The 19,105-nt window shown below is 50.1% G+C and carries 21 protein-coding genes and 2 pseudogenes; 7 read left to right on the forward strand and 16 right to left on the reverse strand.

Going from position 1 to position 19,105, the window contains the following annotated elements; genetic code table 11:
• Positions 1–12: 12 nt before the first annotated feature.
• From flgH to flgL, 5 genes are all read left to right on the forward strand, one after another.
• Positions 13–726, forward strand: coding sequence for a flagellar basal body L-ring protein FlgH (gene flgH, locus ACD630_RS21740; protein WP_430361237.1), 714 nt, complete (start codon positions 13–15; stop codon positions 724–726).
• A 20-nt stretch (positions 727–746) separates the two neighbouring features.
• Entirely contained in the window at positions 747–1,856 is a 1,110-nt protein-coding gene (locus ACD630_RS21745) for a flagellar basal body P-ring protein FlgI (protein WP_430360618.1), read from the forward strand.
• A complete protein-coding gene (flgJ, locus tag ACD630_RS21750; RefSeq protein ID WP_430360619.1) occupies positions 1,856–2,827 on the forward strand; it encodes a flagellar assembly peptidoglycan hydrolase FlgJ in 972 nt (323 codons plus the stop codon). Before ACD630_RS21745 ends, flgJ begins: the two co-directional genes overlap by 1 nt.
• Positions 2,828–2,947: 120 nt before the next feature.
• Positions 2,948–4,624 carry a flagellar hook-associated protein FlgK gene (gene flgK / locus ACD630_RS21755; protein ID WP_430360620.1) on the forward strand — a complete coding sequence of 559 codons (1,677 nt, stop codon included), beginning with the start codon at positions 2,948–2,950 and terminating at the stop codon, positions 4,622–4,624.
• A gap of 30 nt (positions 4,625–4,654) precedes the next feature.
• Positions 4,655–5,617 carry a flagellar hook-associated protein FlgL gene (gene flgL / locus ACD630_RS21760; protein WP_430360621.1) on the forward strand — a complete coding sequence of 321 codons (963 nt, stop codon included), beginning with the start codon at positions 4,655–4,657 and terminating at the stop codon, positions 5,615–5,617.
• A gap of 187 nt (positions 5,618–5,804) precedes the next feature.
• Here the strand turns inward: flgL and fliR are convergent, their stop codons facing one another.
• From fliR to fliF, 13 genes are all read right to left on the reverse strand, one after another.
• Entirely contained in the window at positions 5,805–6,593 is a 789-nt protein-coding gene (fliR, locus tag ACD630_RS21765) for a flagellar biosynthetic protein FliR (RefSeq protein WP_430360622.1), read from the reverse strand.
• A gap of 2 nt (positions 6,594–6,595) precedes the next feature.
• The gene (gene fliQ, locus ACD630_RS21770) at positions 6,596–6,865 is read right to left on the reverse strand and encodes a flagellar biosynthesis protein FliQ (RefSeq protein ID WP_430360623.1); all 270 of its coding nucleotides are present in this window, start codon (positions 6,863–6,865) and stop codon (positions 6,596–6,598) included.
• A 19-nt stretch (positions 6,866–6,884) separates the two neighbouring features.
• A complete protein-coding gene (gene fliP, locus ACD630_RS21775; protein WP_430360624.1) occupies positions 6,885–7,628 on the reverse strand; it encodes a flagellar type III secretion system pore protein FliP in 744 nt (247 codons plus the stop codon).
• Positions 7,629–7,657: 29 nt separating this feature from the next.
• The gene (gene fliO, locus ACD630_RS21780; RefSeq protein WP_430360625.1) at positions 7,658–8,086 is read right to left on the reverse strand and encodes a flagellar biosynthetic protein FliO; all 429 of its coding nucleotides are present in this window, start codon (positions 8,084–8,086) and stop codon (positions 7,658–7,660) included.
• Positions 8,086–8,496 carry a flagellar motor switch protein FliN gene (gene fliN / locus ACD630_RS21785; protein ID WP_430360626.1) on the reverse strand — a complete coding sequence of 137 codons (411 nt, stop codon included), beginning with the start codon at positions 8,494–8,496 and terminating at the stop codon, positions 8,086–8,088. The genes fliO and fliN overlap by 1 nt, the downstream gene beginning before the upstream one ends.
• Positions 8,489–9,502: a flagellar motor switch protein FliM gene (gene fliM, locus ACD630_RS21790; RefSeq protein ID WP_430360627.1), complete on the reverse strand. Its 1,014-nt coding sequence runs from the start codon at positions 9,500–9,502 to the stop codon at positions 8,489–8,491. Before fliM ends, fliN begins: the two co-directional genes overlap by 8 nt.
• 5 nt (positions 9,503–9,507) lie before the next feature.
• A complete protein-coding gene (gene fliL / locus ACD630_RS21795) occupies positions 9,508–9,978 on the reverse strand; it encodes a flagellar basal body-associated protein FliL (protein WP_430361238.1) in 471 nt (156 codons plus the stop codon).
• Between the two features lie 164 nt (positions 9,979–10,142).
• Entirely contained in the window at positions 10,143–11,480 is a 1,338-nt protein-coding gene (locus ACD630_RS21800) for a flagellar hook-length control protein FliK (RefSeq protein ID WP_430360628.1), read from the reverse strand.
• Entirely contained in the window at positions 11,477–11,923 is a 447-nt protein-coding gene (gene fliJ, locus ACD630_RS21805; protein ID WP_430360629.1) for a flagellar export protein FliJ, read from the reverse strand. The genes ACD630_RS21800 and fliJ overlap by 4 nt, the downstream gene beginning before the upstream one ends.
• Before the next feature lie 8 nt (positions 11,924–11,931).
• The gene (fliI, locus tag ACD630_RS21810) at positions 11,932–13,302 is read right to left on the reverse strand and encodes a flagellar protein export ATPase FliI (protein WP_430360630.1); all 1,371 of its coding nucleotides are present in this window, start codon (positions 13,300–13,302) and stop codon (positions 11,932–11,934) included.
• Complete coding sequence (gene fliH, locus ACD630_RS21815; protein ID WP_430360631.1) at positions 13,302–14,015, reverse strand: flagellar assembly protein FliH; 714 nt, start codon at positions 14,013–14,015, stop codon at positions 13,302–13,304. Before fliH ends, fliI begins: the two co-directional genes overlap by 1 nt.
• Complete coding sequence (gene fliG / locus ACD630_RS21820) at positions 14,008–15,000, reverse strand: flagellar motor switch protein FliG (protein WP_430360632.1); 993 nt, start codon at positions 14,998–15,000, stop codon at positions 14,008–14,010. The genes fliH and fliG overlap by 8 nt, the downstream gene beginning before the upstream one ends.
• On the reverse strand, positions 14,997–16,733 hold the full coding sequence (gene fliF / locus ACD630_RS21825; protein ID WP_430360633.1) for a flagellar basal-body MS-ring/collar protein FliF: 1,737 nt from the start codon (positions 16,731–16,733) through the stop codon (positions 14,997–14,999). Before fliF ends, fliG begins: the two co-directional genes overlap by 4 nt.
• A 235-nt stretch (positions 16,734–16,968) precedes the next feature.
• Here fliF and ACD630_RS21830 point away from each other — a divergent pair, with 235 nt between their 5' ends.
• Together ACD630_RS21830 and fliE are read left to right on the forward strand one after the other, a co-directional pair.
• Complete coding sequence (locus ACD630_RS21830; protein WP_430360634.1) at positions 16,969–17,142, forward strand: hypothetical protein; 174 nt, start codon at positions 16,969–16,971, stop codon at positions 17,140–17,142.
• A gap of 6 nt (positions 17,143–17,148) precedes the next feature.
• On the forward strand, positions 17,149–17,463 hold the full coding sequence (gene fliE, locus ACD630_RS21835) for a flagellar hook-basal body complex protein FliE (protein WP_430360635.1): 315 nt from the start codon (positions 17,149–17,151) through the stop codon (positions 17,461–17,463).
• 234 nt (positions 17,464–17,697) lie between these two features.
• Here the strand turns inward: fliE and ACD630_RS21840 are convergent, their stop codons facing one another.
• The 3 genes and pseudogenes from ACD630_RS21840 to ACD630_RS21850 all read right to left on the reverse strand — a co-directional run.
• Complete coding sequence (locus ACD630_RS21840; protein WP_430361239.1) at positions 17,698–18,078, reverse strand: IS630 family transposase; 381 nt, start codon at positions 18,076–18,078, stop codon at positions 17,698–17,700.
• Positions 18,065–18,199, reverse strand: a pseudogene (locus ACD630_RS21845) (hypothetical protein); the annotation flags it as partial. The gene ACD630_RS21840 and the pseudogene ACD630_RS21845, both read right to left, overlap by 14 nt.
• A gap of 21 nt (positions 18,200–18,220) precedes the next feature.
• A pseudogene (locus ACD630_RS21850) lies at positions 18,221–19,015 on the reverse strand (IS256 family transposase); the annotation flags it as partial.
• Between the last annotated feature and the right edge of the window lie 90 nt (positions 19,016–19,105).

Below are 19,105 nucleotides of genomic sequence, written 5' to 3' on the forward strand. Positions count from 1 at the left end.
TCCGTAGTGATGATGATGCAAAGGCCGGTTACCAAGTTGTTGTACCAGCCGCAATCTCTGATGTTGGTCGTGATGTTGACGCTAAGCGGTTGCGCTTATATTCCTTATGATAAAGTGGTTAACGGCCCCACGTCCGCGCAACCAGCGCCACCCACGACTGCAGCGCCAAATGGATCTATCTTCCAGGCTGTTCAGCCTATGAATTATGGCTATCAGCCGATGTTTGAAGACCGTCGCCCGAGAAATGTGGGTGATATATTGACCATTGTTCTGCAGGAAAATGTCAGTGCAAGTAAGAGCTCGTCGGCTTCTGCCAGCCGCGACGGCTCCTCGTCATTTGGTGTGACGACTGTACCGCGCTATCTGGAAGGTCCATTAGGTAATAATCGCGCTAACCTTGAAGCTTCAGGCAAAAATGATTTTACCGGCAAAGGTGGAGCCAATGCTAACAACACCTTCAGTGGCACTATTACGGTGACAGTGGGGCAGGTGTTAGCGAACGGTAACTTGCAGGTTGTGGGCGAAAAACAGATTGCCATCAATCAAGGTACCGAATTTATACGCTTCTCTGGTGTTGTGAACCCGAGAACCATCAGCGGTACTAACTCTGTGCCTTCGACTCAGGTGGCCGATGCCCGTATCGAATATGTGGGTAACGGTTATATCAATGAAGCGCAAAACATGGGTTGGTTGCAGCGTTTCTTCCTCAACGTTTCTCCGTTCTAAGCTAAGTGAAGAGGTACCGAATGCGGATCGCGTCGTTTTTTAGCCTGATGTTAGCCTTGGTGGCTTTCCTGCCTGCGAGTTCGCAGGCCGACAGGATCCGTGACCTTGTCGATATACAAGGCGTGCGGGAAAACTCCCTGATTGGTTATGGTTTGGTTGTGGGGCTTGATGGTTCTGGTGATCAGACGATGCAAACACCTTTTACCACGCAAACACTGACCAACATGTTGTCACAGTTGGGTATCACTGTGCCGGCAGGCACTAACATGCAGCTGAAAAACGTGGCAGCAGTGATGGTGACAGCCAAACTCCCGGCCTTTGGCCGTGCTGGGCAAGCCATTGATGTGGTTGTCTCTTCAATGGGCAATGCCAAAAGTTTACGCGGTGGCACGTTACTGATGACCCCGTTAAAAGGGGTGGATAACCAAGTCTATGCGTTGGCGCAAGGTAACGTACTGGTCGGCGGCGCAGGTGCGGCCGCAGGCGGTAGCAGCGTGCAAGTCAACCAATTGGCGGGCGGTCGCATTACTAACGGCGCAGTGATTGAGCGGGAACTGCCTTCGACCTTTGGTGCATCCAACCTGATCATGCTGCAATTAAAGCAGGATGATTTCTCCATGGCGCAGCGTGTGAGTGATGCCATTAATCGCTCCGGTCTGGGGGGCAGCGCCACGCCAGTTGACTCACGTACTATTCAGGTGATCGCCACGCCTAGCAATAGTTCTCAGGTGCGATTTTTGGCAGACGTACAGAATCTTGATGTGAATATCGGCGTGCAGGATGCCAAGGTTATCGTTAACTCTCGCACCGGTTCAGTGGTGATGAACCGTGAAGTGACATTGCAAAGTTGTGCGATTGCGCAGGGTAATCTCTCTGTCACTATCAACCAGCAAAATGTTGTAAACCAACCAGATACGCCGTTGGCGGGGGGGCAAACCGTAGTCACTCCTCAAACCGAAATATCACTCCAGCAAGGTGGCGGTGCATTACAGCGGGTTAATGCCAGCGCCAATCTGAATAACGTAGTGCGTGCGCTGAATTCATTGGGGGCGACACCGATGGAGTTGATGTCGATTTTACAAGCAATGCAGAGTGCAGGTTGTCTGCGTGCTAAACTGGAAATCATCTAATGGCCGATATTCCGTCCCTCAATAATGCCGCGTATGACGCGCAGTCACTCAATTCACTCAAGCGCGAAGTTTCTACCGATCCGCAAAGCAAAGAGGGAATTCGGGCAGTAGCGCGCCAGATGGAAGGCATTTTTGTTCAGCTGATGATGAAAAGCATGCGTTCGGCTTCTATAGAGGATGGGCTGCTCAATAACGACCAAACGCGGCTCTATACCTCAATGTATGATCAGCAGGTGGGGCAGCAAATTGCATCTGGTAAAGGGCTGGGGTTGGCTGATGTTATGGTTAAGCAACTTACGGCTACGCAGAACGTAGGGAGCCCTTCTTCCACCACGACCGAGGAAAGTGTTCCAGCAGTCCCATTACGTTTTGACGGTACACTGCTCAGAACAATGCCGACAGCCGAGCTAGAGCAGATGGTGCGTAAGGCCTTGCCAAAATTACCTTCCAGCGGCTCGGCGTTGCCGCTCTCTAGCAGCAATTTTGTTTCGCAACTCGCTGTGCCTGCGCAGATTGCCAGCCAGCAAAGCGGGATCCCTCATCACTTGATTATGGCTCAGGCCGCGCTGGAGTCCGGCTGGGGACAACGCGAAATTCCAACGGCGGATGGTCGTCCGAGCCACAACCTGTTTGGTATCAAAGCGGGTAGCAATTGGGATGGCCCTGTTACCGAAATCACCACCACAGAATATGAAGATGGCGTGGCGAAAAAGGTCAAGGCAAGCTTCCGTGTTTATGATTCTTATATGGATGCGTTGGGTGATTACGTCAAATTGCTGACCAACAACCCACGTTATAGCAATGTGGCAGCAGCAGGCAGTGCTGAGCAAGCTGCCCACGCCTTGCAGCGTGCAGGTTATGCTACCGATCCTCAGTATGCGCAAAAGTTGATCACCATGATTCAACAAATGAAGAATACCAGTGAAAAAGCAGTTAAGGCTTACACACATGATTTAAGCCAACTATTTTGATTTTTTTCTGAAGATTTTCCCTGTTTTGCCGATAACCTGAATCAGCGATGAAAGTGAATAACGCACTTTCGGCATATTCTCAACGTGTACGGCATTCACGCCTGTAGAAAGGAATTTTACATGTCCAATTTGGTAAATACCGCGATGAGTGGGTTGAAGGCAGCACAGGCAGCATTGAGTGCAGTCAGCAACAATATCAGTAATCAGGCGGTGACTGGATACAGCCGACAGACTGCGCTGATTGAACAGGCCACAGGAACAAGCACAGGCGGTGTTTATATTGGTAATGGCGTGAATCTGGTATCCATTAATCGTGATTATAACCAATTTATTGCCAGCCAATTGCGCTCAGCACAAGCCACCAGTAGTTCGGTAACTACCAGCTACGAACAGATATCGAAAATTGATAACTTGCTGGCAAGCAGTACAACCAATCTCTCTACATCCATGCAGGAATTTTTTACCAACCTGCAAAACGTTGCGAATAATGCAGGTGACTCATCAGCCCGTCAAACCATGATCGGCAAAGCGCAAGGGTTGGTAAACCAGTTTCAGGTTACCGATAAATACTTGCGTGACATGGAATCAAGCATTAATAGCGAAATCAAAAGCGTGGTTGGGCAGGTAAATACCTACACCAGTCAGATTGCTAATCTGAATAAAGAAATCACGCGTTTGCAGGGGGCTCAACCTAACGATTTTCTCGATCAGCGCGATTTGTTGGTGGATGAACTCAACAAATTGGTGGGTGTGGACGTCACAATTCAAGATGGCTCTATTTACAATGTGTCACTCAAGAATGGCATGAACTTGGTTCAGAGCACGCGCAGCTTTGATTTGGTGACGATTCCCTCTAGCAGCGATCCACAGCGTGTTGCTGTGGGGTATGACGATCCGACCGTTGGTGTGAGTGAGCTCCGTGACAACACCTTATCCGGGGGTAAGCTCAGTGGATTAATTTCTTTCAGAACGGATACCCTTGATACTACACGTAATCAGGTCAACCAATTGGCGCTGGCGTTCGCGGATGCGTTTAATACCCAACATAAAGCCGGGTATGACTATAACGGTGATCCTGGTGATGATTTATTCCAATTTGGCGGACCTGTTGTTTACGAAAATAGCAAAAATACCGGTAATGCGGTGTTAAATGCGACCTACACTGATACAAAATCGGTGCAGGCAACAGATTATTCGATGCATTTCAATGGCAATTCATGGGATATCACGCGTACCGCTACTAATACCACGATAACGGGGCTGACTCCGGATGCCGATGGCAAGCTTTCGTTTGATGGACTTGAAGTCACCATTACAGATGGTGCCACCCCAACAGCGGTAGGTGATACTTATCTGCTTAAACCGGTAAGTGATGTCATCATTGATATGAAAGTGGCCATCAGCGATCCGAATAAAGTGGCTGCAGCTTCAACCAAGCTGGATGAAGATGGCAACGAAGTGCCCGGCGAATCAGGTGGTCCCAGTGACAACACCAATGCCAAGGCACTCTTGGCGTTGCAGAATGAAAAAATTGTGGGTAATACCGCGACATTTACCGGTGCCTACGCCAGTATCGTGGGTGATATTGGTAACCAGACCAACACGTTGAAGATCAACAGCACCGCACAAAAGAACGTTGTTACACAGCTCACTGCTCAGCAACAGTCTGTATCGGGTGTCAATCTGGACGAAGAATATGGAGATCTGATGCGTTACCAGCAGTATTACATGGCCAATGCGCAAGTGATTCAAACCGCACAGGCACTTTTTGACGCGTTGTTATCTATCCGCAGCTAATTGGCGATCGAATAAAGAGGAACTTATACCATGCGCTTAAGCACCAGCATGATATATCAGCAGAATATGAATGGTATTCTGAATGGTCAGTCAATTTGGCAGAAAGCTGGCGAGCAATTAGCCAGCGGTACGAAAGTTTCGACACCTTCTGACGATCCGATCGCTGCCTCTCAGGCCGTCATGATCGGGCAGGCCCAGGCGGAAACTTCTCAATTTACTTTGGCCAGAACTTTTTCTCGGCAAAATATGTCACTGGAATTGACCGTGCTGGAAAGCGTTGTCACGGCGATGACCTCGGCTTCGACAACCGTGATCAGCGCCGGTGGTGTTGGAAGTAACGATGACCGTAACACTCAAGCCGAAGTTCTTGAGGGGCTGAAGGCACAATTACTGAATATTGCCAATACTACGGATGGCAATGGTAATTATATTTTCGCAGGCTATCAGACGACAACCGCTCCTTATGTGCAAGACCCTGTAACCAAAGTAGTAACCTACACGAGGGGTCATACGGCAATATCGCAACAAGTTGATTCCAGTCGCACCATGACGGTAAGTAATATTGGACCACAGATATTCAACAGTGCGACGGGGGATACAGTGAAAGAGCCCGATGGTTCTATCCAAAAAGATCTGTTTGCTACCTTAGATATCGCTATCAATGCGCTGAAAACACCGATTGCTGACGGTGATAATGCGGCGCGTGAAGCGCTTCAAAGTTCACTGGATACGGCAAATAGAGGGCTTCGGAACTCACTGAATAACGTCTCGTCTGTTCAGTCTACGCTCGGTATTCAGTTAGGAGAACTTGATCAGTTGGATGCGATTGGGGCTGACCGCACGATGGCAAACTCGCAGGCAAAAAGCGCATTAGTGGATACGGACTGGGTATCTGCTATTTCGACTTATGTTATGCAACAAGCTTCATTACAAGCTGCTTATACCACATATCAAAATATGTCGGGTATGTCACTGTTCCAGATTAGTCGGTAATTGACGACGGTGATGTGGCACAGATTTGAATACGCTTAAACCGGGCGTATTCTTTTGGCATGTCATTTTAATAATGACGTGCCGCTTTTTGTTTTACTGATCTCTTTTCCCCTTTTTTATCTCTTTTTTGCACCGAATTCTCCCGACAATAATTTTCTATCTTAGCGTCGAATTGACTGGGATAGCCTCAGGGCGTGATGGCAAGCCGCGTCAGCACATCGGCGAGGATATCGAATACCTCACCAAAAAGATGTTCGGCAAAGGGAGCCAACAGAAAGAGCAGCATACCAACCGTCATGATACCGACAGTCAACGTAAGCGGAAAGCCAATCACAAAAACGGTAAGCTGCGGCGCAACGCGATTCAGTAATCCTAAAGCAATATTGAGTGCCAGCAACAGCGTAATCAAAGGCAGCGCGAGCATCACACCGTTAATGAATATCAAACTTCCTGCACGCGCCAAGCCCAAAAATCCATCACTACTCAGCGGTGCGGGGCTAATAGGCAGCGTATGAAAGCTATCGGCGATCAGCGATATCATCCATAAATGACCATTGAAAGCCATAAACAACAACATGGCCATGATATTCAGAAAACGCGCAAGTACTTGCATGTTGGGTCCACCCGTGGGATCAAAAAAGGTGGCAAATGCCAATCCCATCTGCATACCGATGAGTTCGCCCGACAGCCTGACCGCAGCAAAGGCCAGTTGCATAGTAAACCCGAGAGCGGCACCAATAAGCAGTTGCTGGAGAATAATCCAGATACCGGCTGCAGAAAATAAGGGTGTTGTGTTGATGGGCAAATAAGGCGCAACAAGCATAGTAATGACAATTCCCAGACAGATTTTAACCCGAGCTGGAACAACGCGTTCATTGAAAACTGGGCAGGTGGTAATTAAAGCAAGGATGCGAATCAGAGGCAGTAGGAACTGATTGACCCAGATGTCCCATTGTGTATTATCGAGCGTCAGCATGGCTAGCCAATGATTGTCGGCAGCTGACCGAACAACGTGCGCATATAATCGAGCATCAGGCTTATCATCCAAGGCCCTGCGATCACCAGCGTGAAAAACACGGTTAAAATTTTGGGAATGAAGGAGAGCGTCATTTCGTTGATCTGGGTTGCAGCCTGTAACAGACTGATAATCAAGCCGCTGAACAGCGCTGATAGCAGAGGTGGGGCTGCGAGCGCCAGTGCGACCTTCATTGCTTCATAGCCTAAAGCCATTACGGATTCTGGCGTCATCGGGCGACCTTAGTAGGAATTAACTGTAAAAACTTTGCGCGAGTGAACCGAGCAACAATTGCCATCCGTCGACCAGTACAAACAGCATAAGCTTGAACGGTAACGAAATGGTGGCCGGCGGCACCATCATCATACCGAGCGCCATCAACACACTGGCAACCACCAGGTCGATAATCAAAAAAGGAATAAAAATGGTAAAGCCAATCTGGAAGGCGGTTTTTAATTCACTGGTGACAAACGCAGGTACTAGGACGCGCATCGGAACCGCCTCTGGCCCCTGGATTTCCCCCATCTGTGCCAGACGCGTAAACAATGCCAGGTCGGCTTGTCGTGTCTGGCGCAGCATGAATTCGCGTAAAGGCTGAGCACCGCGCTCAATGGCCGTTTGCATGCTGATTTGATCCTGACTGAACGGCACATAGGCCTCATCGTAAACCCGGTTCAGAACCGGAGACATGATGAAAAAAGTCAGAAACAGCGTCAAACCCAACAGAACCTGGTTGGGAGGCGCGGTCGGTGTGCCTAATGCGTTACGTAATAGGCCCAAGACAATGATGATACGCGTAAAACAGGTCATCATCAGCATGGTGGCCGGAATAAACGTCAATGACGTCAGGAACACCAGCGTTTGAACCGGTAAGGTCCAACTCTGACCGCCATTGGCGAGGGGCTGGCTGATAATTCCGGGCAACTGTGCCCAGAGAAGAGTGGGTGTAAAGAGCAGCAGAATGGCGGCAAGTGCCGGCAGTCCGCGCTTCAGCATTGAGAACGATGGAATATGAAGACACACTTTCATTCCGATTTTTCCGGACGTTTGATGACTTTGTGTAATAATTGCCGGAAATTGGCCGGTATGGCCATCTCGCCAGCAGGCGCGTCGTCCATTTCTTGAGCGGGCAGCGTGTGCAACGGCGTAATCTGTTGTGCCGTTACACCCAGTACCAGCCAGGTATCCTCAATTTCGACCACCACAACGCGTTCACGTTGCCCGACTTGGCAGCTTGAAACTACCTTGACCTGATTATTTTGTCTAACAGGGGGGGTTAACCCGAGCTTACGCACCACCCAGGCAATCGCCAGAATGAGCATCAAAACACCAACCAGCACAGTGCCTACCTGAGTAAGCAGCGTACTGGCGGGGAAGGGGGCGGCGGTAACCTGCGTCGTGGCCTGAGAGACCGGTGCCGACGGCGCAGGAGCAAGAGGTTGGGTATCGGCCATTAGCGACTCAAACGACGCATCCGCTCAGAAGGTGTAATAATATCGGTAATACGTACGCCATATTTATCCAATACCACCACGACTTCACCCTGAGCAATCAGATAGCCGTTGATAAGAATATCCAAGGGTTCACCCGCTAACCCATCTAACGCCACCACGGAACCCTGCGTTAAGCGCAGCAGTTCTTTGATGGTCATCTTGGTGCGGCCGAGTTCAACGGTCAGCTTTACCGGAATATCGAGGATAAGGTCAATATCCTGCAAACTGCCGAGTGCATCGGAAGGATCCAGACTTTTGAAGATATTGTCCGTTGCGCTTGGTTTTTCTGCGGCTTGTTGCTCGTTAAACGCATCAGCCCACAGATCGTCCACGGATTCCTTGTCGTCGGACGGTTGCTTGGTGTCACTCATTGGGCTGTTCCTCATTATTTAGAGAATTCAAAATAGGGTTAATCAAATGTTCGACGCGTAATGCATATTGCCCATTCAGTGTGCCGTATTGACTGGTCAGTACCGGAACGCCATCAACGTGTGCAATGATGCGATCGGGCTTATCAATAGGCAATACATCACCCGGCTGAAGTTTTAATACTTTGGAAAGCCGCAGCGGTATATCAACAAAATTGGCCACTAACTCCAATTCAGAATGTTGCACTTGCTTGGCTAACGTTTCGCGCCAATTCTTATCTTCCTGGCGGGAGTTTTCCAAGGGGGGATTGGTCAGCACTTCGCGCAAGGGTTCAATCATCGAGAAGGGGATGCAAATGCTGAACTCACCCAACAGCGTACCAATTTCAACATGAAAAGGCGTAGTCACCACAATATCGTTCGGTGATGTCGTGATGTTGGTGAATTTTACTTGCATCTCAGAACGCACATACTCGATGTCGAGTTTGTAGATGGCATTCCAGGCTTCGCCATAGGCGTCAAGTGCCAAACGCAACATGCGTTTTACGATACGCTGCTCGGTGTTAGTGAACTCGCGTCCTTCCACTTTGGTAGGAAAGCGTCCATCACCGCCGAACAGGTTGTCTACCGCAATGAACACCAGATTTGGCGAAAACACAAACAACGCCGTACCACGCAACGGTTTCAGGTGAATCAGGTTAAGGTTCGACGGCACCGGCAGGTTGCGCGCAAACTCATGGTAAGGCTGTATTTTAATTGCACCAACGGTGATGTCCGGGCTACGTCGTAGCAGGTTGAACAACCCCATACGGAATTGACGTGCAAAGCGCTCATTAATGATCTCCAGCGCTTGCATACGTTCACGAACGACACGTCGCTGCGTATTGGGATCATAAGGCTTCACATCGCCGTCCGATTTCGCGGCGGCGTTGGCACTGCTGGCATCATCACTGCTGCCGCCGTTGAGCAATGCGTCAATTTCTGCTTGAGAGAGAATGCTATCGCCCATAAGAATTACCGCAAAATAAAGGCAGTGAATAAGACGTCAGTAACGACCTGATTCGGCTGTCCGGGGACAAGTGGGGGGCTAAGCACCTGCTTGATTTGTTCAATCAGCTTCTGCTTACCCTGCTCATTTGCCAAGGAGATGGCATCCTGACGCGACAACAGCAATAACAAGCGGCTACGCACCTCAGGGAGGTAATTCGTCAAACGTGTTCTGGTTTCTTCGTCTGACAGACGTAATGTGAAACCGACATAAAGTACCCGATCGGGGTTATTGTCTGCATTGACCAAATTGACAGTGAACGTGTCCAGCGGCATAAGTACGGGCGCTGGAGGCGGTGGCGCCACTTGCTGCTCAGCGGAAGAGGACTTGTGGTACAAGATCCACCATACTACGCCCGCAGCTCCTGTTGCCGCCAGCGCAATGATAATAAGCAGTATCACCCAGATAGATCGCTTACGCTGTGAACCAGCTTGCATGTCAGATATAGCCAAAGAGAATTCCTTTTATTAATCAACATCTAATGCCAATATGGAGCAGCACTAAATGAATATATGACGTTAATGATTATCCGGTCTATTCGTCCATTCAATACAAGGAATAAACCAGAAAAATCGCGCTAACTTGTTCGTTTACCTAATGTTTATGCAAAAATATCGACACCGCTCACTGGTCTTGCGCGGACTGTGCTTGACATATCAATCTCGCTTCCTTCATCGCCATAGGGCGCGGAAGACGCAAATTGCTGTCGATAAGATGCGTTGTTATCACCGGTATCGTTGTTATTACTCGCCATTTGCTGTTGGGCTTGCTGCCAACCGCTATTATCACTCGCTACGCTGCTTTGGCCGAGGTTGATACCGCTTTCTGCCATGGCTGTACGCAAGTGAGGTAACGCAGCCTCAAGGGCACTACGCACCTGACTGTTTGCCGATGCTAAATGGATTTGTGCCTGATTATCATCCAGTCGCAGCGAAATATGCAATGTGCCCAGCTCTTCAGGGTGCAAGCGTAATTGTACGCTTTGCTGCCCGCTGCGGCTGAGCATGATGATTTGCTGACCAAGAGAGTCCTGCCACTGGATTGTGCCTAATTGCGCATTTAACTGCGCGCTCGCACCCGGTTGTGCAATGTTGTTCGTCATTGAAGTCTGTGCATTGGGTGCCAGACTCACCGGAGTCGTATGTGCGGTCAACGGCATTTGGCTGCCATTGCTATCCTGTTTGGCTACATCGGCGATGGTGTGGGCTACAGCTGCCGATTTATCCTGCATGGCACTGCTGTCATCAACCTGTGCCTGGACGCGCGCCGCATCGTTTGATGTTGCACGGCTGTTCTTGGCATTGGATGCGGCTGTTGACAGCGTATCACTCCCGCTAGTCAGCGCATCGCGCGCGGCGAGTGTACCAAACAAGGATGCAGACGCGCTTGCGCTATCAGCGGTATTTAGCTGTGCTGACTGATTCAAACTAGGTATTGACAGCGACTGTGCTGCCTGAAGCAAAGACGACATCTCGCCACTTTGCGGCGCAACGGCAGTTACTGCTGGCGATAACATCGCCAGCAGCGCTTGCACTGCCTGGGTGTCGGTTAATGAAGCCTCGTCGTTACCCTTCTCAAGGGGGGTGTCTTTGCCTTGAGCAAAAGACTTGCGCAATGACGTCACCAATTCTGACAACGTTTTGTCATCCAGATTGTCTTGCCCGTTAACGGCGTTGAGCAGGGTATTCAGATCCTGCTGGCTTAAATCAATATCTTGTGCTGTCAACGCATCCAACAGTTTTTGCTTGCTGTCTTTTCCGCTCAGCACCGCTGTGTTTTCAGATGGCACGGCGGTGGTGGTCGCTTTATTTGGCAGGTACAGAGATAACAGTTGAACGAAATCCTGAGGCAATTGATCCGTTGTAGGCAACCCCGAAGCCGATCCTGCGGTGTCACTGACCCCGGTGCTTGCTGTTGTGGTAACGATTGGCAGCATCATAAATCTGTTTTCCTCAGAGAGGCACGTTGGGCAAATTCATCCATCCGTTTTTGATCGAGGCGGTTCTCGTGTGCGAGCTGCCTGATATCTTCTCTTTCTTGTAGCGTCTCGAACGCATTGAGGCGCTTTTGCTTTTCCTGCCAGGTTTTCATCGCCAGATCCAAGCGTGAATTCCAGTGTTGCAGTTGTTTCTGATGCTGATCAATAGCGACGTCCAGCGTTTGAATAAATCGCTGGAAATTCTGCCAACTGGTGTTGGCCATGCCCTCAGACATCGTCACTTGTAACCTACCGCGATAATCTTCCTGATAGTTTAACAGCATATTCAGTTGTTGTTCAGCTTGTTGATAGGCTTTACGCACTTGTCCCAATTGGGTCGCTGCTTTTTCGACCTCTTTTTGGGCTAATTCACGTAGTGTAACCAGCGGTGACTGCGTTTTCATCTGTCCTCCTACTCGCTACGGGGAAAAATGACGTTTAAAGCCTGACAAGAGGCTTCATAACCACTGCGTTCAAACATGCCTTGCTGCAAAAAATCCTGAAGCTGTGGGTAGAGGCGAATAGCCTGGTCAAGCGTCGGATCGCTGCCCGGCGCGTAAGCCCCTACGTTTATTAAATCCCGGTTACGTTGGTAACTGGAGAGTAATTGCTTAAACAATCTTACCGAGGCGTAGTGCTTTTCATCAATTAGCGCGGTCATGGCGCGGCTGATTGACGCTTCAATATCAATGGCCGGATAGTGACCGGATTCGGCCAACTGGCGCGACAGAACAATATGTCCATCCAGAATAGCACGCGCGGAGTCCGCAATCGGGTCCTGCTGGTCATCACCTTCGGTCAGCACCGTATAGAACGCGGTAATCGACCCGCCGCCGTGAATACCATTGCCCGCACGTTCAACCAGCGCAGGGAGCTTGGCAAACACTGATGGTGGATAGCCTTTGGTGGCCGGTGGCTCACCGATAGCCAACGCAATTTCACGTTGCGCCATGGCATAACGCGTTAGAGAATCCATGATCAGCAATACGTGCTGACCGCGATCGCGAAAATCTTCAGCAATACGCGTTGCATAAGCGGCTCCCTGCATACGCAGCAGGGGAGAGACGTCCGCCGGCGCGGCGATGACCACTGAACGCGCTCGCCCTTCGTCACCCAGTATGTTTTCAATAAAATCTTTCACTTCGCGACCGCGTTCGCCGATCAATCCGACGACGATAACGTCTGCTTTGGTATAGCGTGCCATCATACCCAGCAGCACGCTTTTACCGACACCGGAACCGGCAAACAAGCCCATACGTTGGCCACGGCCCACAGTTAACAGTGCGTTGATGGCGCGTACGCCCACGTCCAGCACATCTTCAATCGGTGTACGCTGGAGTGGGTTAAAAGGCGCAGTCATCAGCGGTGCGCGATAGCCGGTTTCCGGGGGCAGTAGACCATCAAGCGGTTTAGCGCTGCCATCAAGCACGCGACCAAGCAACTCCGGCCCTAAAGGCAATTGCTTCCCTTGCACCACACCCTGCGTCGTGGCACGGGCATAGACTCTCGCACCCGGTGTGATGCCTTCCATTTCTTCCAGTGGCATCAGGAACAGGCTCTGACCGTTAAAGCCAACTACCTCGCACTCAACTTCATCTGTTTTAGTGCACATGTGGCGTTCAATCAGGCAGGTAGCGCCCAAGGGCATTTGTAGTCCTGTCGCTTCCAGCACCAACCCGGTCGCACGCTTTAAGCGCCCGTAACGACGCACGGACGGTGTCTCTTTGATGCGCTTTTCGAAAGCGTCCAATTCGGCAAACCAACGTGCGAGGTGATGGGTCATCATAACTCTCCCGGCGCGGCCAATCGGCATAGCTCATGCCAGCGCGTGGCGAGGCTGGCATCGAGATCGCCTTCCTCTGCGCTCACTTTACATCCGCCTGGATGCAGTTGACCGTCGGCTAACAATCGCCAGCCGTGCTGTTCCAGTGTGGGTCCAAGCGCTGCTTCTACGCACTCGAGATCGCTGGGGTTGACCCGTAATTGCGCTTTCCCACTGAACAACGGCTCTTGCTGGATCAACTGTTGAATCTGATGCTGCAACGCGGTGCCATCGCACAGCGATGCCTGACCAATAATCTGTTTTGCAACGGTCAGGGCTAATTGCGTCAAGCGCGCTGGAATAGCGCTGTCCATAGCATCCAATGTCTGCTGGAATGAACTCACCAACTGCTGCATATGCTCAATCATAGGCTGCTGTTGCAGCAAGGCATCTTGCGTACCTTGTTGCGTACCAGCAGTCAGCCCTTCCTGATACCCTGCGTCATAGCCTTGTTGGCGTCCTTCGGCAAAACCTGCTTCACGCGCCTGCCGCATGGTCTGCTCACGCATACTTTCCAGTTCCGCCTCAAACGAGCGGAATTGATACACCGACTCTGGGGCTGCTGCTTCCGGCTCGACAACGTCGATTTCCGGTTCAGGCTGGGCATCAAACGGGGATGCCAAATCTTTCAGCTTCCAGGGCTTCCAAGCCATGTTGTCAGCGGCATCAGACATAAGCATCCTTGCCGCCACCGATGATCATCTCGCCGCTGTCGGCCAGACGACGCACAATAAGCAGGATGGCTTTCTGCTCGTTTTCCACTTGAGACATGCGAACCGGGCCGCGATTCGAGAGATCGTCGCGCAGAATTTCTGCCGCACGCTGCGACATATTGCGCAGGAACTTCTCGCGCAACGGCTCGTCGGAGCCTTTCAGTGCCAACAGCAGCGATTCGGATTCCACTTTCTGCAACAGGCGTTGGATACTGCGATCGTCCACATCGATAAGGTTTTCGAACAGGAACATTTCGTCGATGATTTTTTGTGCCAGTTCGCCATCGAACTCGCGCACAGCATCGATAACCGCCTCTTCCTGCTGGCTCTTCATCAGGTTGATAATCTCGGCCGCAGTACGAACACCACCCATTTTGCTGCGTTTCACGTTCTGACCATCCAGCAAGCCATTCAACACTTCGGTCAGTTCTGCCAACGCTGAAGGTTGAACGCCGCCGAAGGTGGCAATACGTAGCATGACATCGTTACGCAACCGCTCATCAAACAGTGCCAGAATATCCGCAGCCTGCGCCCGTTTTAAACGCACTAGGATGGTTGCAATGATTTGTGGGTGCTCGTCGCGAATAATATCTGCGGCAGTTTGCGGCTCCATAAAGTTGAGGGTTTCGATACCGCCGCTCGTTTCGCGGCTTTCAAGGATATCCTCCAACAGGCTGGATGCGCGCTCTTCGCCCAGCGCTTTCACCAGCACCGAGCGCAGATAATCACCGGCATTAACGCTCAATGCGGCGTATTGTTCTGCTTCCATCTCGAACTCTTTGAGTACTTCTGCCAATTGTTGCGGCGAGACTTGGCGCAGATTCGCCATTGCCGTACTCAAATGCTGCACTTCACGCGTTGAGAGGTGGGTAAATACCTCTGCTGCGCGATCTTCGCCCACGGTCATCAACAAGATGGCGCTCTTTTCTGTGCCTGTCATACTCATAGTTCAGTACTCATCCATTGGCGAATCACCAGGGCGACGACGCGCGGATCGTTTTCTGCCAGATCGCGTACACGCTGGATTTGCAACTCGGTGTTGATGCGCTGTTGTGAGCGACGTTGCAGTTCTTCTTCGTCTTTGCTCAGCTTGACGATGACATCGTTAGAATTGTCGCGCATTTGTGCCGCTGCATTAGCCGCAGCCAGCTGTTCCTCACGTTTCTTGAATTGCGGTCTTACCAGCTTACGCCAAACGATCCAAGCGACAATAAGAACCAGAAGCCACCGTCCGACTTCAACCATCAGCTCGAAGAAGGCCTGTTTCTGCCAGAAGGGGAGTTCGCTGGCAGCATCACTGGTAGACATAAACGGTGTGTTGACAACGTTTAGTGAGTCACCACGCTCTGTTGAAAAACCCATGGCTTCGCGCACAACGGTGTCAATTTGCTTTATCTGCTCTTCCGACAAGGCGATAGGCTTACCGTCTTCCCCTAGTGGCAGATAGTTGACTATAACGGCAACAGAAAGACGCTTAATGCTTCCGGTGCTGTGTTTGATATGCAGAATGGTCTTATCAACTTCGTAGTTTGTTGTTGCACCATTACGTGAGTTTGACGTTTGTATAACCGCATTACCTTGCGCGCCCGTCGCTGCATTTTGATTCTGCTGGTTGGCCTGCTGCGGGTTCTGGTTATTGTTTTGATTTTGGTTCGCATTGTTAGCATTAGCGGCGTTATTTGCCGGTGTTGCTATAGGCGCTGTGGGTGCCGGTGCCGGCTGGTTAGATAATGCACCAGGGACGCCGCCCACGTTGGGCCCACCACGCTGCTCACTTTGACTGGTTTGTTGTGAGCGAATAGCGGCTTGATTTGGTGCAGAGTTGGGCTGGTATTGTTCATCGGTTTGTTCACGTGCGGAAAAGTCGACCTGTGCTGTCACTTGCGCATGCACGTTTCCGCCGCCGACAATCGGGGCAATAATGGCTTCAATGCGGCGCTGATACATAGACTCGATTTCTGTCACATATTTCAGCTGTGTCGCATTTATATCGCGTCCAGCAGCACCTGCGGAGGTGAACAGGCGGCCCATCTGGTCTACAACGGTGACGTTATCGGGGGGCAAGCCAGACACGCTGCTTGAAATCATGTAGACGATGGAGTTGATTTGCCCTTCATCCAAGGCACGGCCAAGTTGCAAGTTTAACGTTACGGACGCAGAAGGTGCCTTTTGTTCGCGAACAAACAGTGAGGGCTTAGGTATCGCCAGATGCACTCGTGCTGTTTGCACGGGGCCGAGCGTTTCAATGGTCCGTGACAGTTCGCCTTCTAGCGCCCGCTGATAGTTGATCTGCTCGCTAAATTGGCTGATACCAAACTTTTCCTGATCAAGCAATTCAAAACCAACCGCCCCGCCTTTGGGAAGCCCCAGTTGAGCCAAGCGTAAACGGGTTTCATACACGTTTGTTGAAGGGATCAGGATTGCACTACCACCTTCAGCAAATCGATAAGGGATATTCATTTTTGTCAGTTCGCTGACAATGGCTCCACCATCACGGTCATTGACATTATTGTAGAGCACCCGGTAATCAGGGCCTTTTGCCCATAGTACCATAGCGACAACAATTGCAATTGCAGCGGCCGCAGCAACTAACAGGGGAATTTTAGGATTGGCGCGCAAGCGGTTGAGTATCTCGCCAAACCCTTTTCCACCGGACATAAAACCGGTTGCGGCGTTCATACTCGTTCTCTGCTTGGTTGTTGAGCGATAAAATTAACGTTGGTACGTAACAAAACAGCACTCCCTGATTGCGCAATCGTTAATACGTGCACCTACTTTTGTCAGCATAGTATTATTTTCCGTAACGGCAAAAACGATGCTCTGATAAGGTGGCATTTTCCCCGTCTTTTACGCCTTTTAGGATAAGACTGATATGGTAGTTTAGTGCACTGTGTTATAGCCAACCGACATTATTTTGATAACAGCCAGCTATGATTTTTTGCCGCATATCAGGGTATCTGTTGTAATCATTTTTAAGTCGGTTGGCTATAATTGGGTGATTTTTTGTGCGATGGAAGAGTGGGGCAGTAAGCCCCTTGTCGCAAAATCATTTGCGAAAGTTGTGGGGCATTCCTGTCGGAAAAGGTGAGAGACAATGTCAGTTCAAGGTATTGAGAGCGTAGTGCAGCAATTGCAGGCTACCGCGTTACAAGCGGGGAACAATCCTGGCGTTAAACCGACTATAGAACTTGGTTTTGCGAGTGAGCTAAAGTCTGCATTGGATAACATTAGTGGCACTCAACAAGCCGCACGTGAGCAATCGCAAAAGTTCACCTTGGGTACACCGGGCGTTGAATTGAATGATGTGATGGTGGATTTACAGAAATCCTCAATCAATATGCAAATGGGTATCCAGGTACGTAACAAGCTGGTTGCTGCTTATCAGGAAATGATGAGCCTTTCCGTCTGAGCCGGTATCTGGCGAAATCGAGTTGGTGGGCTTCAGTGTAAAAAAACCATTCCGACGACGTCAGAATGGTTTTTTATTGCATGAGAGCCTGTTTAAGATTTTGTGTAAATGCCTTTCCTCAGAAGTGACCGTCAAGGCGGTCGCTGAACTCGATAATATAGCCAACCGACATTATTTTGATAACAGCCAGCTATGCTTTTTTTCCGCATATCAGGGTATCTGTTGTAATCATTTTTAAGTCGGTTGGCTATATGTAGGCAAATACTCCACCATATACCCTGCATCGATGATGACTTGTTGAATATTATGTTTTTTGTGAAAAGTTGCATTGTTCATCACGATTACCCTGTTTTTAGGGAGTACTGGGATAAGGACTTGTGTGACCCAGGAATAGAAAACATCGCTGTTAATATTGATATCAAATAATCCGATAGCAAACAGCGTTGTGCCTAATAACGCGCCGATAACATTTGTTCTTCCCTTGGCTCCCCCGTTCTTCAGCCCAAAACACCGTTGACCTTTTGGGGAATAGCCGTGAGTCCGTGGGGTATCGTGTGGAAAACCACTTTCATCAATAAAAACAATAGGTTTACCTTCTTTTTCATACTGTTGTATTTTTTGTTGAAATGCTTGCCGGGCGCTTTCGTCGGCTTTCGGATGGGGTAGAGTTTTTTTTATAGGTCAATCCCAGCTTTTTAAGAGCTTGCCAAATGGCCTTCTGACAAACGCCAAAACGCTCTGCACGTTCTTTTTGGTAAGCATCTTGATATTGTTCAACATCTTTGTGCACGATGCACAGCTGGATGCGGGCTTCCGGGTAGACCGTGTTGATGGCCTCCTGGAACCCTTTCAGGCCGTCCACACAGGCAATGAGGATGTCGGTCAGGCCACGGTTTTTCAGTTCTGTCAGCACGTTCAGCCAGAACTTTGCACCTTCATTTTCGGCCAGCCACATCCCCAGTAGCTCTTTCTGGCCTTCGATATTGATACCCAGCGCCAGGAACACAGACTTATTGATAACGCGGCTGTCCTGCCGGACTTTCAGAACGATACAGTCAAGGTAAACAATGGGATAAACCGCATCCAGGGGGCGATTTTGCCATTCAACAACCTGCTCCATAACGGCATCGGTGACCTTCGATACCAGGGCGGGTGAGACATCCGCGTCATACAGCTCTTTGAACGCAGCGGCAATTTCGCGGGTGGTCATCCCTTTGGCATACAACGATAAAATCTGGTTATCCATCCGGGTGAGCCGGGTCTGGTTCTTCTTCACCAGTTGCGGTTCAAAGGAACCATCACGATCACGTGGTGTACGCAGTTCCAGCGGATCATCGCCGGTGGTAACAGTCTTTGTGGAGTAGCCATTGCGCGTGTTAGTTCCAGATTTGGACTGGTGCTTCTCATGCCCGAGGTGATGGGTCATTTCAGCATTAAGGGCAGCTTCAACGCAGATCTTTTTCAGCAGGCGATCAAACTGGTTGAGAGCGTCAGGGGTTTTGAGATTTTTGGCCAGCTCGTTAGCCAGAGCCTGTAACTGTTTTTCGTCCATAAAGTAACCTGCTTTTGATGTTGGATTGAACATATCAAAATCAGGCAATTACACAATCTCGTGTACAGGCTCGCGCTCATCCGTCACCCT

The sequence above is a fragment of the Symbiopectobacterium sp. RP genome (assembly GCF_050472005.1).
In the GTDB taxonomy this organism is placed as follows: domain Bacteria; phylum Pseudomonadota; class Gammaproteobacteria; order Enterobacterales; family Enterobacteriaceae; genus Symbiopectobacterium.

What these genes read in the sequence shown, in the direction of transcription:
- flgL (WP_430360621.1), top strand. Translation starts at nt 4,655, where the DNA reads ATGCGCTTAAGCACCAGCATGATATATCAGCAGAATATGAATGGTATT.
- fliO (WP_430360625.1), bottom strand. Translation starts at nt 8,086, where the DNA reads ATGGCCGATACCCAACCTCTTGCTCCTGCGCCGTCGGCACCGGTCTCT.
- ACD630_RS21800 (WP_430360628.1), bottom strand. Translation starts at nt 11,480, where the DNA reads ATGATGCTGCCAATCGTTACCACAACAGCAAGCACCGGGGTCAGTGAC.
- flgK (WP_430360620.1), top strand. Translation starts at nt 2,948, where the DNA reads ATGTCCAATTTGGTAAATACCGCGATGAGTGGGTTGAAGGCAGCACAG.
- fliR (WP_430360622.1), bottom strand. Translation starts at nt 6,593, where the DNA reads ATGCTGACGCTCGATAATACACAATGGGACATCTGGGTCAATCAGTTC.
- flgH (WP_430361237.1), top strand. Translation starts at nt 13, where the DNA reads ATGATGCAAAGGCCGGTTACCAAGTTGTTGTACCAGCCGCAATCTCTG.
- fliM (WP_430360627.1), bottom strand. Translation starts at nt 9,502, where the DNA reads ATGGGCGATAGCATTCTCTCTCAAGCAGAAATTGACGCATTGCTCAAC.
- fliQ (WP_430360623.1), bottom strand. Translation starts at nt 6,865, where the DNA reads ATGACGCCAGAATCCGTAATGGCTTTAGGCTATGAAGCAATGAAGGTC.
- fliH (WP_430360631.1), bottom strand. Translation starts at nt 14,015, where the DNA reads ATGTCTGATGCCGCTGACAACATGGCTTGGAAGCCCTGGAAGCTGAAA.
- fliE (WP_430360635.1), top strand. Translation starts at nt 17,149, where the DNA reads ATGTCAGTTCAAGGTATTGAGAGCGTAGTGCAGCAATTGCAGGCTACC.
- fliJ (WP_430360629.1), bottom strand. Translation starts at nt 11,923, where the DNA reads ATGAAAACGCAGTCACCGCTGGTTACACTACGTGAATTAGCCCAAAAA.
- fliF (WP_430360633.1), bottom strand. Translation starts at nt 16,733, where the DNA reads ATGAACGCCGCAACCGGTTTTATGTCCGGTGGAAAAGGGTTTGGCGAG.
- flgJ (WP_430360619.1), top strand. Translation starts at nt 1,856, where the DNA reads ATGGCCGATATTCCGTCCCTCAATAATGCCGCGTATGACGCGCAGTCA.
- fliL (WP_430361238.1), bottom strand. Translation starts at nt 9,978, where the DNA reads ATGCAAGCTGGTTCACAGCGTAAGCGATCTATCTGGGTGATACTGCTT.
- fliG (WP_430360632.1), bottom strand. Translation starts at nt 15,000, where the DNA reads ATGAGTATGACAGGCACAGAAAAGAGCGCCATCTTGTTGATGACCGTG.
- fliN (WP_430360626.1), bottom strand. Translation starts at nt 8,496, where the DNA reads ATGAGTGACACCAAGCAACCGTCCGACGACAAGGAATCCGTGGACGAT.
- ACD630_RS21745 (WP_430360618.1), top strand. Translation starts at nt 747, where the DNA reads ATGCGGATCGCGTCGTTTTTTAGCCTGATGTTAGCCTTGGTGGCTTTC.
- fliI (WP_430360630.1), bottom strand. Translation starts at nt 13,302, where the DNA reads ATGACCCATCACCTCGCACGTTGGTTTGCCGAATTGGACGCTTTCGAA.
- fliP (WP_430360624.1), bottom strand. Translation starts at nt 7,628, where the DNA reads ATGCTGAAGCGCGGACTGCCGGCACTTGCCGCCATTCTGCTGCTCTTT.